Genomic DNA, 16,866 nt, shown 5'->3' with positions numbered 1-16,866 from the left:
GAGGCGGTTCGTGAACGCCCACGCCCTCACGGTGCTCGAGTTCGGGCGGGCGCTCGAACTCGTCGCGGGCCGAGCCGCCAGCCAACCGGGGAAGGAGCATATCCTCTCCCTTCGGCCCGGGACGGCACTCGAGCCGCTCCGCGCCGAGCTCGCGAGAGTGGGAGAGACGCTGCTACATCTGGAGCGCCATCCCGATTGGGCGCCGCCTCCCTTTCCGGATTTCCGCGAGTCCCTCGCCCGCCTCGATCTGGAAGGGAGTGTGCTCGGGCCCGCCGAGCTGCGGGATACGATTCGCCTTCTCCACGCGTCCCGAGAGTTGTCCTCCGGTCTCGCGGACGCCGGTGCGCAGGGTGAGGCCGGGACGGCGAAGGCTCCCGGCCCCTCGCGCCAGGCCCCGCCCGGCCTCGGTCCATCGGCGCTACGGGAACTTCGAAGGCGCCTCCTCAGCCGCCGCGATCTGGAGGCCTCGCTCGACCGGATCGTGGACGAAGAGGGAGGGGTGCGGGACGATGCCAGCCCCGCTCTCTCCTCGATCCGGCGGGGCCTTCGCGAGACTCGCGGAAAGATCGTTCGGAAGCTCGAAAAGTATCTCGCCGGTCTCCCGGACCGCTTCCGGGTCGAGGACGCTTCCGTTTCGATCCGGGACGGTCGTTACGTCATCTCCGTGCGCCGGGAGGGGAAGGGAGATGTCGGAGGTATCGTCCATGGGGAGTCGGCGACCGGAGCGACGCTTTTCATCGAGCCCCCGCTCGCGATCGAGCTGGCGAACGAGTTGCACGAGCTCGAACGAACGGAAGCGCGCGAGATCCAACGGATCCTTCGCGAGACGACCGATCTCCTCCGCCCGGCTCGCGCGGAGCTCGGCGACGCCTTCGACGCGCAAGTGGAGCTGGACACGCTCTGGGCGCGGGCGCTCACGGCTCGTCGCTGGAGCGGGGTCCCGCCCGAGCTCGTCCCGCCGGCGGACCAGGCGCTTCGGGTGGTCGAGGCCCGCCACCCTCTCCTCGTGGAACAGGGAATCCCGGTGGTCCCCTTTTTCCTCGAACTCGGCGGCGATGAGCGGGCCGTCGTGATCTCGGGCCCGAATACGGGGGGAAAAACCGTTCTCCTGAAGGCGATGGGTCTCATCCACGCGCTCGCTCAGAGCGGCGTCGTCCCTCCCGTCGCCGAGGGAACGCGACTCCCCCTCGTGGAAGACATCTTCGCCGACATCGGGGACGAGCAGTCGCTCGCGGCATCGCTTTCGACCTTCTCCGCCCACCTCGCGAACGTCCGCGAGATCTTGGACGGGGCGGGTCCCCGCTCCCTGGTTCTCGTGGACGAGATGGGAACGGGCACCGATCCCTCCGAGGGCGCCGCGCTCGCTCGCGCACTGCTCGAGGTCCTCGTGGAGCGCGGGGCGCGCGTCTTCGCGACATCGCACCTGGGGGCGCTCAAGCGGCTCGACGTGGAGGGAAGCGGGATCGTCAATGCGTCTCTCCTCTTCGATGCCGGGCGGATCGAGCCGACCTACACACTTCAGAAGGGGCTCCCCGGACGGAGCTACGGGCTCGCCATCGCCCGCCGCCTCGGGCTCCCTGCCGAGGTCCTCGACCGCGCCGAGGGTTACGTGGACGCGGGTGAGCTTCGTCTCGAGACTTTGCTGGCGACCCTGGAAGAGAAGGAAAGGCAACTCTCCGAAGCGTTGCGCCGGGCCGAAGCTGCCCAGCGGGAAGCGCTCGAGGTCCAAGGCGAGGCGGAGGCGCGCCGGGAGCGTCTCGACGACCGTGAGCGGACCGCGGAGGCGCGCGCGCGGGAGCAGGCGCGCCGACTTCTGCTCGAAGCGAGAGAGGAGGTGGAGGAGGCGATCCGCGAGGTGCGAACCGCCCACGGCGCCGCCGCCGATGAAGTGGAGGGTGAGGCGCGCCGCCGCCTCGAAACGGCGGCGCGCGCCCTCCGCGAACCCGCGCCCGAGCAGAGGTCCTCCGGGGCCTTCGAGGATCCCCCCCGCGTGCATGAAGGCGACCGGGTGGAGCTGGTCGGAAGCGGGGCGCGCGGCGTCGTCCGCGGGCTGACGGATGAACGCGTGACCGTGGAAGTGGGCGGCATGCGCCTCAGCGTTCCGCTCCGGGAGGTCGCGCCCGTCGCGGGTGGAGGCGATTCGCCCCGGCCCGACGCTCCCCGGGGCCGGGTCCCCGCGATGAGTGGCGCCGGCTGGTCGGCGCCCGAGGTCGAGGCCCGCCTCGAGGCCGATCTTCGCGGGCTCCGGGTGGACGAAGTGGCGATGGCGCTCGGGCGCGCGCTCGACGGAGCGATCGTAGGCAACCTCTCCGAGCTTTGCGTCATTCACGGGAAGGGGACGGGCGCGGTGAAGTCCCGGGTCCAGGAGCTCCTTCGCCAGGACCTACGCGTCGCCGTCTTCCGACCCGGCGGAGAGGGAGAGGGGGGAAGTGGGGTGACCGTGGTGACCCTCCGATGATCCCGGATGCCGTGGTGGACGAAGTGCGCGCCCGCGCGGACATCGTCGAAGTCGTGTCCGAGTCGGTCCCCCTCAAAAAGTCCGGGAAGGACTGGAAGGGGAAGTGTCCCTTCCACGATGACCACTCCCCTTCCTTCTACGTCGTCCCGGAGAAGGGTTTCTACAAGTGCTTCGGGTGCGGGGAATCGGGAGACGTCTTCACCTTCCTCATGAAGCGTTCGGGAATGGAGTTTCTGGATGCGGTTCGTTACCTGGGTGGGCGTTACGGCATCGAAATCCGCGAGGTGACCGGGGGACGGGAGGAGGACGATCCCTTCCGCGCGCTCTACGAGGCGAATGCCTTCGCACGCGTGTGGTTCCACGAGCGACTTCTGGACCCCGATGCGGGAAAACCCGCCCGAAGCTACCTGGAGCGACGTGGAATCGGGCTCGAGGTGGCGGAGCGCTTCGGCCTCGGGTTCGCGCCCGACTCCTGGCGAGGGCTCCGGGAGGCGGCGGCGAAACATGGGATCGGCGACGACCTCCTCCTCGAGGTCGGCCTCCTCACGACCTCCGAGCGCTCCGCGGAACCCTACGACCGCTTTCGGAACCGGGTCATTTTTCCGATCGAATCCGTAACCGGTCGGGTAGTCGGATTCGGGGGAAGGATCGTTTCAGGCGAAGGCGAGGGGGTGCCCAAGTATCTCAACTCGCCCGAGTCTCCGATCTACCACAAGGGCGACACTCTCTACGGACTCGGCTGGAACCGGAACGCGATCCGGCGAGAAGGAGTCGCCCTCCTCGTCGAGGGGTACATGGACGTCGTGGCGCTCGCCGCCGCGGGGATCGAACACGCGGTGGCCGCGCTCGGGACCGCCGTGACGGAGGAGCATGCGCGTCTCCTCACCCGGTATACCCGAAAGGCTCTCCTCCTCTTCGACTCGGACGAGGCGGGAGAACGGGCGACCTTTCGGGCCGCGGATGCGCTTCTCGCGCACGGGATCCACCCGTCGGTCGTCACACTTCCGCCGGGCGAGGATCCGGACACTCTCGTGCGCGCCCAGGGCGCGGCCGGCCTGAAACGTTTTCTGGACGCGGCGGTGGATGTGATGGACCGCAAGATCCAGCTCCTCGACGAGAAGGGGTATTTCGGGTCCATCGAAAAGGTCCGGGCGGCGGTGGACAAGCTTCTCCCCACCCTCCGCGCCGTGCGCGATCCGGCGCTGAGAGACATCTATCTGGCGAGCGTAGCGCGCCGTACGGGCGTTCGGACCGAGACCCTCGAGGAGGAGGTCGCACGAGGAAGCCGGCCAACGAGTCCGTCCGGTGTTCCGGCGCCGATGGGCGCGACTTCTCGTGGACTCCGGCCCAGCCCCCGCGGGCGTGCGAGTGGCGGCGAGCTTCGGCGCGCGGGCTTCGGCGCCGAGCGGAAGCTTCTCCTCGTTCTCCTCCGCGATCGAACTCTTGTGGAAAGGACGTTGGAGAGAATCGGGCCAGAGGAGTTCCGCGATCCGAGCTACCGCGCGATCTTCGAGGCGCTCTCTCAGAATCCGGAGTTGGAGGCCCTTCCTCCAGGGGTGTCTCCAGAGGCGGAGAGGCGATTCGATGAGCTCATGGGGAGTCCGGAGGACGTTGAGCACACGGAACAGATATTCCTAGATTCGCTTCGTGTGTTGGAGGACCAGGGTCCTCAGGCACGCCAGGCGGCGATGAAGACCGAGATCGCGGAGGCCGGCTCCGAGGACGAGGAGCGACGCCTTCTCGAGGAATCCGCTCGGTTGAGAAGGGAGCGCAGTGGAGGGTGGAACGTGATCCGGCGGGGGGGACCCGTCGGAATTGGTGGAGACGATCAACTGGTGAACGAATGACCAATACGACGATGAGCGCCCTGAGAGAGGTCCAGAAGCTCGACGAGAGAATCCGCGACGTGAAGAAGGAGATGGGCGCCTTCGACGAGCGACTGGCCGAGGTCGAGGAGCCGGCGCTCGCTCTGGAGCAAGAGTTGTCCCAGCTCCGGGATCGACTGACGCAAATGCGGAGCGACGCGCGCCGTCTCGAGCGGGGGGCCGACGACAAGCGGGCGCGGGCGGAAAAAATGGATCAGCGACTCACCCGCGTCTCGAACCTGCGCGAGGAGGCGGCGGTTCGCACCGAGCTCGACCTGATCCGCCGGGCGATCGAGGCGGACGAGCAGGAGGCCCTTCAATTGATAGATCAGATCCGGCGGCTGGAGGTCACCGAGGAGGAGCTCGACGCCCGCACCTCTTCCGCGCGTGCCGAGGTGGGTCCCCGCCAGGATGCGCTCCTCTCCGACCGCGCCTCCTGGCAGTCGCGCCTCTCCGACCTCCAGAACCGCCGATCCGAGGCGCTCGGGACAGTGGCGCTTCCCGAGCGTCGCGTTTACGACGCTTTCCATCAGTCCGGTCGTTCGGTCGTCGTTGCCTCCCTCCTGGACGACGGGGCATGCGGCCACTGCTTCGGGGTGATTCCCCTCCAGATTCAAAACGAAGTGCGGCGGGCGGAGGGGCTCATCCGGTGCGAGGCGTGCGGCGTGATCCTCACGACCGAGCCGGAGCCGGAGTTGGATCCTTCCCTCGTCGAGCCTCTCTCCAGCGCTTCCACTGACGACGAAGGGGCGGACTTCGAAGAGGAGCCCGCGGAGGAAGGGACGGGCGAATCCGAACCGGGGTCCGATCTGGCGTGACCCGGTCCACCGCGCCGGTCGCGGCTCTCCCTCCTCCTCCGTCTCCGGAGTGGACGTTTCGCGGCGACCCCGATCCCGCCATCGTCGAACGGCTCGAGCGCGAGCTCTCCCTCCCGCGCCCTCTCTGCGCCCTCCTCGCGGCCCGAAACGTCACCGACCCCGAGCAGGCTAGGTCCTTCCTCCGCCCCCGCCTGGAGGATCTCCATCCCCCCGAAGCGATGCGTGACCTGGACCGAGCGGCGGCCCGCATCCTCGCGGCGATCGCAGGGGGTGAGATCATCCTCGTGCATGGGGACTACGATGTGGATGGGGTCTGCGCGACCGCCCTCCTGACCCGATGGCTTCGCCACCTCGGGGGAGAAGTCGTTCCCTTCGTTCCACACCGGAGGCGGGACGGTTACGACCTCGGGGAGGCCGGCATCGAAGCGGCTCGGTCCGCTCGGGCGACGCTCCTCATCACCTGCGATTCTGGGATCCTCGCGCACGACGCGGTCGCGAGCGCACAGGCCGCCGGGATCGAGGTGATCGTCACGGATCACCACACTCCGGGCCCGACCCTCCCCCCGGCGTTCGCCGTCGTGAATCCGTCGAGGGGCGACTGCACCTATCCCGAAGGCACTCTCTGCGGGGCGGGGGTCGCCTTCAAGCTCTGCCAGCGCCTCGGGGCGCTCCGAGAGGTCCCGTCCGAGGAGCTCTGGCCTCACCTGGACCTCCTTGCCCTCGCAACGGTTGCCGATCTGGTTCCCCTCGTCGGAGAAAACCGGGTTTTCGTGAAGTTCGGGCTCCGCTACCTCTCGCACACGCCGAAGCCCGGGCTCCGTGCCCTCCTCGAGGTTGCGGGGCTCACGCCGGGGAAGGCGCTCGGAGCGGGGCAGGTCGGGTTCGTCCTCGCCCCCCGGATCAACGCCGCGGGGCGGATGGAGCACGCCGAGCTGGCGCTCCGCCTCCTCCTCACCGAGGACCCAGAAGAGGGTCGCGCGCTCGCGGGAGCGCTCGATGCCGAAAACGCACGGAGGCAGGACGAGGATCGCGCGACGCTCGTGGACGCGCTCGAGCGGCTGGCGGCGGACTTCGATCCCGAGCGGGACTACGGGGTCGTGCTGGCGGGCGAAGCGTGGCACCCGGGCGTGATCGGGATCGTGGCGTCCCGGGTGGTCGAGCGGATCCACCGGCCCGTCGTCCTCATCGCCCTCGACGGGGAGCGGGGGAGGGGAAGCGCACGCTCCATTCCGGGCGTGCATCTCTTCGAGGCGCTCGACGCGACCCGGGAGCATCTCCTTCGCTTCGGCGGGCACCGCCAGGCGGCCGGCCTCGACATTTCCCGCGCCGAGCTCCCCGCCTTTCGGGCCGCCTTCAATCGGAGCGTGAAGGCGCAGCTCGAGGGGCGCCTGCCGCGTCCTCAGGTCGGCGGCGACCTCGCGCTCCCCCTGGCACGCGCCGACCGTGAGCTGCATCGCTTCCTCGAGCATCTGGGACCGTTCGGAATAGGGAATCCGCGCCCGGTCTTCTGGGCCCGCGGCCTTCGCGTCGTCGGTTCCCCGCGCATCGTCGGAAGCGGGCATCTGAAGCTTCGCTTGGGGGAGGGGGGGCGGGAGCTCGATGCGATCGGCTTCGGGATGGCGCCCCGGGTTCCCCCGGGATCATTCGGCGGGGGCGCGGTGGATGTCCTCTTCCAGTTGCAGGAGAACGAATACCGGGGAACCCGCTCTCTCCAGGCCCTGCTCGTGGACCTCCGTCCCGCGGATGTTCTCACGGCCGGATGAGGATCATCGCCGGCGAGTGGAGGGGGCGGACGATTCGGGCGCCCCGCGGATCGAGAGTCCGGCCCACCACAGACCGTGTCCGCGAGGCATGGATGTCCTCTCTCGGGGCGCGGATCGTGGGCGCCCGCGTGCTGGATCTCTTCGCCGGCTCGGGTGCGCTCGGCCTCGAGGCCCTTTCCCGCGGGGCGGAGGAGGCCGTTTTCGTCGAACAAGATCGCCACGCCCTTCAGGCGCTCGAGGCCAACGTGCAATCGCTCGCAGCCGGTTCCCGGTGCCGCATCGTCCGCGGGGACACCTTCCGCTACCTGGAACGCCTCGACGAACCGATGTTCGACCTCGCCCTCGCCGATCCCCCCTATGACCAGGGGTTCGCGGTCCGCCTCCTCGGGGCTGCCGCCGCCAAACCGTTTGCGCGGGAGCTTTGGGTCGAGCATCGTACGGGCGAGTCGCTTCCGCCCCTTCCGGGGCTTCGCTCCCGACGATATGGCGACACCACCCTCACGATCTGGGAGATCCCCGAATGACCCGTTCCCGAGCGGTGACCGCGCTTTATCCCGGATCCTTCGATCCGGTCACCCTGGGGCACGAGGACATCGCGCGGCGGACCCTTCGCGTCGCGGACCGCGTTGTCGTGGGGGTGGCCGACACGGCTACCCAGGCCAAGACCCCGGCCTTCACGCTCGAGGAGCGCCTCGAGATGCTCGAGGAGGTCTTCGCCGGCGAACCCCGCATCGAGTGTGAGGCTTTTTCGGGGCTCCTCGTGACCTATGCCCGCGAACGGGGCGCGGATCTCGTCGTCCGCGGGCTTCGAGCCGTCTCGGACTTCGAATACGAGTTCCAGATGGCTCAGATGAACCGGGCGCTTTCCCCGGATGTAGAATTCATCTTCCTGACTCCGGATGCGCACCTCTCCTTCCTCTCGGCGTCTATCGTGCGCGAAGTGGCGCGGCTTGGAGGAGACGTGTCACCTTTCGTCTCCCCGCCCGTCCTCCGGCGTCTTCGGGAACGTTTCGGGTCCGGTGGGTGAACGCGGACGTGGAGCTTCACGCGCGCCTTGCCTCCGGGCGCAGGATCTTAATAGCTTTTTTTGACTCTACCGCGATCGCGCCCATTTCGGGGCGTGTCCACCCCCGGCCGGACCCAAGAACGCCGGCCGCCGCCCTGATGGAGAATTCATGGCATTCACAGTGAAGCGCGAGGGGAGTGTCACCGTCGTGGATGTGGACGGCCAACTCATCGTCGGCAACCGCCAGGAGCTCAAGCAGAAGGTTCTGGACGAGCTCGAAGGTGGAGCCCGGAAGTTCCTCATCGATTTCACGCGCACCGGTTACATTGATTCATCGGGGCTCGGGGTTCTCGTGAGCCTCTCGAAGAAGATTCGCGAGCAAGGAGGCGAGCTCCGGCTCTCCACCCTGAATGAGGACCTGCGGACCCTCTTCGAGCTCACCAAGCTGGACACGCTGTTCCGAATCGCCGCGACGAGAGAGGAGGGGCTGTCGGGGTTCTAGGGGACCGTCCCCGTCACCACCGGTCGCTGAAAGAGGGAGGAGTGCCCTTGGAGCGACAGATTGTCTTCGATCTTCCAAATGACCTCAATCGCATTGAGGAGACGGTGGAGTTTGTCGTCTCGCGATGTTCGACCTGCGAGGAAGTGGCTCGCAAGGTCCGCTTCAATTTCCGGGTGTCTCTCGTGGAAGCCCTTTCCAACGCGATGATCTACGGAAACGGCCGCGATCCTTCCAAGCGCGTACAGATCGAGGTGGCCGTGGAAGGGAAGTTTCTCACCGCGCGTGTCACGGACGAGGGGACCGGATTCGATCCCTTCGGCGTCCCCGATCCCACCACTCCGAGGAATATTCAGAAGGTCGGAGGCCGGGGCCTCTTCATCATGCGAAAGCTGATGGACGAGGTGCATTTCAACGAGTTGGGAAACTCGGTCACCCTCATTCTGCGACTTCCCGACCGGGACCAGATATCACACCAGGCGTAGTGGTCCCCCATGGCCCCTGACCGGACCACTCCGGAGCTTCTCCCTGAGTCGGCCGTTCGGGTGATGAACGAGTTCCGGCGTGGGTTCTCGCTCGATCTTCATCTCTGGCGGGAAGTTCGGGGGCGGCGCGCTCTCCACCTCTATCCCTCCGAGGACGGCGGGGTGGCCCCCCTCTCCGATTCGATCCTCCTCGCCATCCCCACGCGCGGGGCGACCGAGCTCACTCTCGAGGTGCGAGGCGCGAGTGGCGACGGCCCCGAGGCGGCGGCGAACGCCCTCCGGCTCGTTCTCGAGAATCTCTATGATTACGCGGAAGAGGTCCGCTTCTTCGCGTACGAGATGTCGGAGCGGTACGAGGAGATCAACCTCCTCTACTCGATTTCCGAGACGCTCGGCTCCCTCCTGCATTGGAGCGATGCCTCGCACACGATCTTGACCGAGGTCTGCGAGGTCATGGGGGCGAGGCGGGGCTCGCTCTGGGTGCATGATCGGCGGGGAGGGCAGCTCCATCTGGTCGCTTCGGTCGGGGAAGGGGGGCTGGCCGGTCCGCTCGAGACCGATGACTCGTCCGCGGTGACCGCCCGCGTCTTCCGGGAGGGACGCCCCCTCATCCTCACCGGAGACGGCTTCAAGTCCGTGGGAACGGAGGGCCAGCCCCTCCTCGCTCCGGACGATTCCGTCCTTTCGGTTCCCATCCGGTACACGCCCCCCGGAGGGACGACGATGACGGTCGGTGTCATCAATCTCATCGGGCGCCGCCACGGGGGGCGCTTCACCGCGTCGGACCAGAAGCTCCTCGCCGCGATCGCGAGCCAGGTGGGTGCCGCGCTCGAAAACAACCGGCTCGTCCGAGAAAGCCTGGAGCGCGAACGGGTCACGCGTGAGATGGAGCTCGCGCATGACCTCCAGATGAAGCTGCTCCCGACGGCGGATTCTCTCGACCCGGCGATCGTCGCGGCGAAGGTGGAGCCGGCCGAATCGGTGGGAGGGGACTTCTACCACTTCTTCCGTGTCCCCGGGAATCGTTTCGGGGTGATGATCGGCGATGTCTCGGGTCACGGCTTCCCGGCGGCGCTGATCATGGCGCTCTCGATGAGCGCCGGGACGATCTATGCCTCCGAAGTCCAATCGCCGGCGCGCGTGCTCCAGGGGATGGGGGAAGCGCTCATGGACGAGCTCGAGTCCACCGAGATGTACCTCACCCTCTTTTACGGGGTCCTCGACCCCGCACGCGGAGAGCTCGTGTACGCCAACGCCGGCCACCCACACGCCTTCGCGGTGCGGGGCGACGGTGCGGTGGAGCGGCTCGAGGCGATGGATCCGCCCATGGGAATCGCGGGGACGGTGGAGTATGGGCAACGCGCCGTCGCCTGGACCCCGGGCGCCGACCTCCTCCTCCTCTTCACGGACGGTCTCTCGGACAATCTCTCCGCGGGTTCCCGCGCCGCTGGCGAAGAGCGGATTTTGGCGGAGGTGGCAAGGCTCCGCCGCGAACCGGTATGTGACATCGTGAAGGCGCTCTTCAACCTCGAGGGAAGGCGCGGTGGAGGGACGGCTTACGGCGACGACCGCACCGCCGTCGTCATGCGGGCCTGAGCCCCCGACGAGTGACAGCCCGCCCCAAACGCGCGCTCGGACAGAACTTCCTGGTCGATCCGGCGCTCCGGCGGCGGATCGTCGAGGCGGTCCAGCTCCAGCCGGGGGAGACGGTGCTCGAGATCGGCCCCGGGCGGGGCGCCCTGACCGAGGGTCTCGTCGCGGAAGTCGAGGCGAAGGGAGGGCACCTCCTCCTCGTCGAGCTGGACGACGCCCTCGCCGCCGAGCTCGCGGAGCGGTACGCCGGGCTCCCCGCGGTCACCGTCTACCACCGGAGCATTCTGGACCTGCCGCTGGAGGAGGTCACGACAGACCCTTCGGCGCTCAAGGTCGTCGGGAACATTCCCTACAACCTGACCTCCCCCATTCTCTTTCATCTCCTGGCGCGCCCCCGCCCCCGCGAGGCGCTCCTCATGGTCCAGAAGGAGGTCGCGGACCGGATCCTTTCCCCGCCGGGGAGCCGGGAGTATGGGGCGCTCAGCGTGGGGGTCCGGACGGTCGCGGAGGTCGATCGTGTCCTCACCCTCGGTCCCGGCGCCTTTCGGCCTCGTCCAAAAGTGGATTCCACCGTCATCCGGATTCGCCCGCTCCGCCCCCTGCCCCTCACGGAGGAGGAAGAGAGGCGGCTTCGCGACCTGACCCGCTCGGTCTTCCAGTGGAGACGGAAGCAGCTGGCGAAGATCCTGCGCGACCACCCCGATCTCGGGCTGGGGGAGGGAGGCGTGGCCCGGGCGCTCGCCGCGGCCGGGGCCGCCCCGGCGGCCCGCCCCGGGGAGCTCTCGCCGGAGCGCTTCCTCGCCATGGCGCGTGCGATCGCGGCGGAGGCCGCCGATCGTTGACGGGGCTCCCCGCCAGGACCTAGCTTTTGTGAAGGATTTCACAAGCCGACGCGGCCTCGGGTGCCGCATGCGCCTGGGCCGGCCAGCCTTCGCCTTCTCCGTCCGCCATCGGTTCCTTCCGTGTCCTCCACCCCGCGCAGGGTCTCCGATTCCGCGGTGCGGCGGCTTTCTTTGTATCTCCGGGGGCTCGAAGAGCTCGAGCTGGAAGGGGTCCGCACCGTGGCGAGCGAGGCCCTCGCGCGCCGCGCCGGCACCACGGCGGCACAGGTCCGGAAGGACCTCTCTCTCTTCGGGTCCTTCGGGAAACGCGGCCTCGGATATGCCGTTCCCCCGCTCCAGGCCCAGCTCCGCACGATTCTCGGGCTCGCACGTCCCCGGCGGGTCGCGCTGGTCGGCGCCGGGCGGATCGGGGCGGCACTCTTCGAGTATCCTCCCTTTCGCGAGCGCGGCTTCCGGATCGTCGCCATCTTCGACGAGGATCCCGCGAAGATCGGGAGGGCGTGGGGTGGGGTGCCGATCCACTCTGCGGCGGACCTCGCCGAAACGGTGCGGTGCGAGGGCGTGGAGATCGCGATCCTCGCCATTCCGGCGGGCGCCGCGCAGCGCATGGCGGACGCCCTGACCTCGGCGGGGATTCGTGGGATCCTCAACTTCGCTCCGGTGCAGATCCAGGTGCCCGAGGGGGTGGTCGTGAACGACGTGGACATGTCGGTGGAACTGGAGGCGTTGACCTTCGCGCTGGATGCCCCTCCCGGGGGTGGACGCGCCGGGAGCGGAGGCTGAGCCGGAGTGAGGTCTCAAGGACTCTCCCTCCTCGAAGCCGCCGCGCTTCGGCTGGCCGGAGGCCCGGCACACACGCTCGAGTTGGCCCGCGAAGTGATGGGGCTTTCCGGACACGCCGGTGCGGCCTCCAGGGCGGTTTTCACGCTCCTTGGGGCCGATCCCCGCTTCGGCGTGGACGGGGTGGGCGTGTGGACGCTGCGCGAAGGGGTGGAGCCGCCGGGACCCCCCTTCGCTTCGCATCGCTTCGCGGTGGTGGACGTGGAGACCACGGGTGGCCGGTCCGGGACGGGAGATCGGATCACCGAGATCGCCGTCGTGCATGTGGACCGGGGAGCCGTAGGCTCGGCCTACCACACCCTGGTGAATCCGGGACGCCCCATTCCCCCCTGGGTTCAGGGGCTCACCGGAATAACGGACGCGATGGTGGCCGAAGCTCCCTACTTCGAGGGAATCGCCGGGCGCGTCGCGGAAAGCCTCGGGGACCGGATCTTCGTCGCGCACAACGCGTCCTTCGACTGGGGATTCGTACAGTCCGAGCTCCTCGCGGCCACGGGGGACATCCCGTCCGTGGAACGGCTCTGCACCGTCCAGCTCGGACGCCTCCTGGTTCCCCGCCTCCGCGGCCACGGGCTGGACGCGATGACCGCGCATTACCGCATCCGGGTCGAGGACCGTCATCGGGCTCTCGGCGACGCGATCGCGACCGCCCGGCTCCTGATCCACCTCTTCCGCGAAGCGGACACGCGCGGACTCTCCGACCTGGGGGCGCTCCGCTTCGCACTGGGAGGGCGCGGACTCGCTCCACGCGAGAGCCGCTCCGGCGCGGAGGAAGAGTGACGGCTCCGGACGGCGGTGGGGCGGGACCTTTGGCCCGGAGCCGGACGATCGGACGCATCAGGATCCACGCGATCGAAGCCGGAGTCCTTCGCCTCGACGGGGGCGCGATGTTCGGCGTCGTCCCAAAAGCCCTCTGGGAGCGGCGGATTCCGGCCGACGAACGGAACCGGATCGCCCTCTCCCTCCGCTGTCTCCTGATCGAGGCGCCGGATGCGCTCGTCCTCGTGGACTCGGGGGTCGGCAACAAGGGGGACGCAAAGTTTCAGAACATCTACGGCGTGGAGAACGAGGGGAACCCGACTCGCCTCGAGGACGGAATCCGCGCGGCGGGCTTTTCCCCGGAGGATGTCGAGATCGTCCTCCTCACGCACTTGCACTTCGATCACGCGGGAGGAGGCACCGTGCGGCGCGACGATGGCGCGGTCGTCCCGGCCTTTCCGGGCGCACGCTACGTCGTCCAGCGAGGCGAGCTCGTGGACTCGGGGAGCCGGAACGAGCGGATTCGTTCCAGCTACCTCCAGGACGACATCGAACCGATCACGCGGGCGGGACTCTGGGACCTCGCCGGGGGCGACGGCGTGCTGACCCGGGGGGTCCGCCTCCTCCGCACGCCGGGACACACTCCCCACCACCAGTCCGTCCTCGTGGAATCGGACGGCGCAACGGCTTGTTTTCTCGCCGATATTTGCCCCACGAGCGCGCACGTCCCCCTGACCTGGACGATGGCGTACGACCTCGAGCCCCTCGTCGCCATCGAAGCGAAGCGCGAACTCTGGCGGCGCGCGAGCGAGGAGGAGTGGCTCCTCATCTTCCAGCACGACGAGCGCGTCCCCTGGGGGTTCCTCGACGCGGATCGGCGCGGAGTCCGGGGCGAATGACGGCGCCGGAGTCTCTTTTCGACCGGATGGCCCGAGACGGCCACGAGCAGGTCAGCTTCTGGTCGGAGCCCGGGGAAGGGTACCGGGGCATCATCGCGGTCCATGATACGACCCTCGGCCCCTCCATGGGGGGGACACGGTTGTGGAGCTACGCCTCCGACGCGGAAGCGCTCGAAGACGCCCTACGGCTCTCCCGCGCGATGACGTACAAGTCCGCCATCGCGGGCCTCGACCTCGGGGGCGGAAAGTCGGTCATCATCGGGGATCCGCGCACGACGGAGCGGGAACCGATCTTCCGGGCGCACGGCCGGGCCATTCAGTCGCTCGGCGGGCGCTATTACGCGGCCGAGGACGTGGGGACCTCGGCGGACGACATGGCGGTCATCCGAAAGGAGACGCGCTACGTTTCGGGACTTCCCGGCCGCTCCGGCGACCCGTCTCCTCTCACGGCGTATGGCGTCTTTCATGCCCTACGCGCGTGCGCGATCGAGCGATTCGGGGCGCCGTCCCTCCGCGGCAAACATGTCGCTCTCCAGGGAGTGGGGCACGTCGGCTTCCACCTCTGTGCCTTACTCGCCAAGGAAGGAAGCCGCCTCACCGTCACCGACGTGGATTCTGCGAAGGTGGCTCGCGCGGAGGCGAGCTTCGGAGCGCGGGGGGTCGAGCCGGAGGAGATCTACGACGTGGAGGCCGAGTTCTTCTCGCCCTGCGCTCTCGGAGCGGTGCTCGACGACCGGACGATTCCGAGACTCCGGGCCGGGATTGTCGCGGGCGCGGCGAACAACCAGCTCGCCGAGCCCCGGCATGAGGAGGCGCTCGTCCGGCGGGGGATCCTCTACGCCCCGGATTACGTCGTGAACCCCGGCGGGATCATCAGCGTATACGGGGAGCTTCACGGGTGGAGCCACGACGAGAGCCAGGCCAAGACGCACGAAGTCCATGCGACTCTGCTCGGCGTGTTCGAACGAGCGCGCGCCGACGGGGTTTCAGCGGTTGCCGCCGCGGACCGGATCGTGGAGGAGAGGCTGGCGGCGGCCCGCCGGGAGCGCCGGAATTCACCCGGCGCTCGTTCACCGACACGAGACCAAGGAATCGAGCCTTCATGACCGTCCCTTACGCCCATCTTCGCACCCAGGACCCCGACGTCTTCCACGCCGTCCAGAGCGAGCTTGCCCGGCAGGCTGGGCAACTCGAGCTCATCGCCTCCGAAAACTTCGTGTCGAGAGCCGTGCTCGACGCGGCCGGGACGGTCCTCACCAACAAGTACGCGGAGGGGCTACCCGGGAAGCGGTATTACGGGGGGTGCGAGTTCGTGGACATCATCGAGGATCTGGCGCGCGACCGCGCGAAGCGGCTCTTCGCCGCGGACCACGCGAATGTCCAGCCGCACTCGGGGGCGCAGGCGAACATGGCGACCTACCTGGCCTTCCTCGATGCGGGGGACCGGATCCTCGGGATGAGCCTGAGCCACGGCGGACACCTTACCCACGGTTCGCCGGTGAACGCCTCGGGGATTCTCTACAAGGTGAGCTCGTACGGGGTGCGCGAAGAAGACGGGCGAATAGACTATGACGCGCTCCGAGAGCAGGCCCTCCGCGAACGGCCGAAGATGATCGTGGCCGGGGCGAGCGCTTACCCGCGGCAGATCGACTTCGCCCGCTTCGGGGAAATCGCGCGTGAGGTCGGCGCCGTCCTCATGGTGGACATGGCGCACATCGCCGGGCTCGTGGCCGTCGGTCTCCATCCGAGCCCCGTTCCACACGCGGACGTCGTGACGACGACCACACACAAGACGCTACGCGGGCCACGCGCTGGCGTGATTCTCTGCAAGGCCGAGCACGCCCAGAAGGTGGATAAGGCTGTGTTTCCCGGAACCCAGGGTGGACCGCTCATGCACATCATCGCGGCGAAGGCGGTGGCATTCGGCGAGGCGCTCCAGCCCTCCTTCCGCGACTACATCGCGCAGGTCCTCGCGAATACTCGCGCACTCGGCGAGCGCTTGGTGGAGCGGGATTTCGATCTCGTCTCCGGCGGAACCGACAACCACCTCATCCTCGTGGATCTGACGAACCGGGGAGAGCTCACGGGGAAAAAAGGCGAGTACGCACTCGAGGCCGCCGGGATCACCGTCAACAAGAACACCGTCCCGGGCGAGAAGCGTTCGCCCTTCGTGACCTCCGGGCTCCGGATCGGTACCGCCGCCGTCACGACGCGCGGGATGAAGGAGGAGGAGATGCGCCGGATCGCGGACTGGGTCGCCGACGTTCTCGAGGCGCCGGAGGACTCGGATCGCCACACGGGGATCCGGCGCGAGGTGGGAGAACTCTGCGGAGCTTTCCCCCTCTACCCCGATCTCCAGGAGAGCTAGTGTACCGTCCCACTGGCGTCTCAGGGGCCATCGGGACAACTTTGGCGCCATGACGGATGTTCAATTCGCCGACGAGATCCTGGATCGCCTCAGGGAGCGGAATCCCCGCTTCCACGGGAAGGCCTATCTCTTCCTCCTCTCCTCCCTGCATTACGTGATGGCGGAGTTGGAGCAGCCCCGGCACATCTCCGGCGCCGAGCTGGCGGAGGGAGCGCGGTCCCTCGCCCTGGAGCGCTTCGGGCCGCTCGCCCGGACGGTCCTCGAACACTGGGGGATCCATTCGACCGACGACCTCGGCGAGATCGTCTTCGCCCTGGTGGAGGCGGGAATTCTCGTGGCCGAGCCCCACGATCGTCCGCAGGACTTCCGGGGGCTCTTCGACTTCGAAGAGGCCTTCGAGCGCGGTTATCCTTGGAGGGTTGTGGACTAGCAGAGCTTCGCTAGGGGGTGAAGATGAACGAGGATCACCGGTTTCCGCCCTGTCAGAAGTGCGACCACGGGCTCCTTCTTCCCCTTTCGGACTACGGGCGCGAAGGCGCCCCCATCCAGTACAAGGCCTGGGTGTGTTCGAATCCGGATTGCGGCTTCAACATCCGGATAGACAACGGGGAGATCACCTTGGGCCGGGCCATCGGGCAGAGCTTCAAGTAGTGCAGGCCCGGCGCGTGCCC

At 68.2% G+C, this 16,866-nt stretch carries 17 protein-coding genes; all 17 read left to right on the top strand.

What is annotated here, in order from left to right:
- Positions 1-10: 10 nt before the first annotated feature.
- A complete protein-coding gene (locus WEG36_13585; protein MEX1258640.1) occupies positions 11-2,458 on the top strand; it encodes a Smr/MutS family protein in 2,448 nt (815 codons plus the stop codon).
- The gene (gene dnaG, locus WEG36_13580; protein MEX1258639.1) at positions 2,455-4,305 is read left to right on the top strand and encodes a DNA primase; all 1,851 of its coding nucleotides are present in this window, start codon (positions 2,455-2,457) and stop codon (positions 4,303-4,305) included. The genes WEG36_13585 and dnaG overlap by 4 nt, the downstream gene beginning before the upstream one ends.
- A complete protein-coding gene (locus WEG36_13575; GenBank protein ID MEX1258638.1) occupies positions 4,302-5,141 on the top strand; it encodes a hypothetical protein in 840 nt (279 codons plus the stop codon). Before dnaG ends, WEG36_13575 begins: the two co-directional genes overlap by 4 nt.
- Positions 5,138-6,904, top strand: a complete 1,767-nt coding sequence (gene recJ / locus WEG36_13570) for a single-stranded-DNA-specific exonuclease RecJ (protein ID MEX1258637.1) — start codon at positions 5,138-5,140, stop codon at positions 6,902-6,904. The genes WEG36_13575 and recJ overlap by 4 nt, the downstream gene beginning before the upstream one ends.
- The gene (gene rsmD / locus WEG36_13565; protein MEX1258636.1) at positions 6,901-7,428 is read left to right on the top strand and encodes a 16S rRNA (guanine(966)-N(2))-methyltransferase RsmD; all 528 of its coding nucleotides are present in this window, start codon (positions 6,901-6,903) and stop codon (positions 7,426-7,428) included. Before recJ ends, rsmD begins: the two co-directional genes overlap by 4 nt.
- Entirely contained in the window at positions 7,425-7,931 is a 507-nt protein-coding gene (gene coaD / locus WEG36_13560) for a pantetheine-phosphate adenylyltransferase (protein ID MEX1258635.1), read from the top strand. The genes rsmD and coaD overlap by 4 nt, the downstream gene beginning before the upstream one ends.
- Before the next feature lie 148 nt (positions 7,932-8,079).
- Positions 8,080-8,412: an STAS domain-containing protein gene (locus tag WEG36_13555; protein ID MEX1258634.1), complete on the top strand. Its 333-nt coding sequence runs from the start codon at positions 8,080-8,082 to the stop codon at positions 8,410-8,412.
- Between the two features lie 47 nt (positions 8,413-8,459).
- On the top strand, positions 8,460-8,894 hold the full coding sequence (locus WEG36_13550; GenBank protein MEX1258633.1) for an ATP-binding protein: 435 nt from the start codon (positions 8,460-8,462) through the stop codon (positions 8,892-8,894).
- Positions 8,895-8,903: 9 nt separating this feature from the next.
- Positions 8,904-10,490: a GAF domain-containing SpoIIE family protein phosphatase gene (locus tag WEG36_13545; GenBank protein MEX1258632.1), complete on the top strand. Its 1,587-nt coding sequence runs from the start codon at positions 8,904-8,906 to the stop codon at positions 10,488-10,490.
- 11 nt (positions 10,491-10,501) lie between these two features.
- Positions 10,502-11,329, top strand: coding sequence for a 16S rRNA (adenine(1518)-N(6)/adenine(1519)-N(6))-dimethyltransferase RsmA (gene rsmA, locus WEG36_13540; protein ID MEX1258631.1), 828 nt, complete (start codon positions 10,502-10,504; stop codon positions 11,327-11,329).
- Between the two features lie 120 nt (positions 11,330-11,449).
- Positions 11,450-12,112, top strand: a complete 663-nt coding sequence (locus WEG36_13535; GenBank protein ID MEX1258630.1) for a redox-sensing transcriptional repressor Rex — start codon at positions 11,450-11,452, stop codon at positions 12,110-12,112.
- A gap of 6 nt (positions 12,113-12,118) precedes the next feature.
- Positions 12,119-12,949, top strand: a complete 831-nt coding sequence (locus WEG36_13530) for a 3'-5' exonuclease (GenBank protein MEX1258629.1) — start codon at positions 12,119-12,121, stop codon at positions 12,947-12,949.
- Complete coding sequence (locus WEG36_13525) at positions 12,946-13,827, top strand: MBL fold metallo-hydrolase (protein ID MEX1258628.1); 882 nt, start codon at positions 12,946-12,948, stop codon at positions 13,825-13,827. The genes WEG36_13530 and WEG36_13525 overlap by 4 nt, the downstream gene beginning before the upstream one ends.
- A complete protein-coding gene (locus tag WEG36_13520; GenBank protein ID MEX1258627.1) occupies positions 13,824-14,933 on the top strand; it encodes a Glu/Leu/Phe/Val dehydrogenase dimerization domain-containing protein in 1,110 nt (369 codons plus the stop codon). Before WEG36_13525 ends, WEG36_13520 begins: the two co-directional genes overlap by 4 nt.
- Entirely contained in the window at positions 14,930-16,195 is a 1,266-nt protein-coding gene (glyA, locus tag WEG36_13515; protein ID MEX1258626.1) for a serine hydroxymethyltransferase, read from the top strand. Before WEG36_13520 ends, glyA begins: the two co-directional genes overlap by 4 nt.
- Before the next feature lie 49 nt (positions 16,196-16,244).
- Positions 16,245-16,625: a Minf_1886 family protein gene (locus tag WEG36_13510; protein ID MEX1258625.1), complete on the top strand. Its 381-nt coding sequence runs from the start codon at positions 16,245-16,247 to the stop codon at positions 16,623-16,625.
- A gap of 23 nt (positions 16,626-16,648) precedes the next feature.
- Entirely contained in the window at positions 16,649-16,846 is a 198-nt protein-coding gene (locus WEG36_13505) for a hypothetical protein (GenBank protein ID MEX1258624.1), read from the top strand.
- Positions 16,847-16,866: the final 20 nt, after the last annotated feature.

This window comes from Gemmatimonadota bacterium (assembly GCA_040882465.1).
Taxonomy (GTDB): domain Bacteria; phylum Gemmatimonadota; class Gemmatimonadetes; order Longimicrobiales; family Gaopeijiaceae; genus JBBEBG01.
Note: the sequence above shows the minus strand (reverse complement) of the source record. Positions and strands in the feature narration are given on the sequence as shown.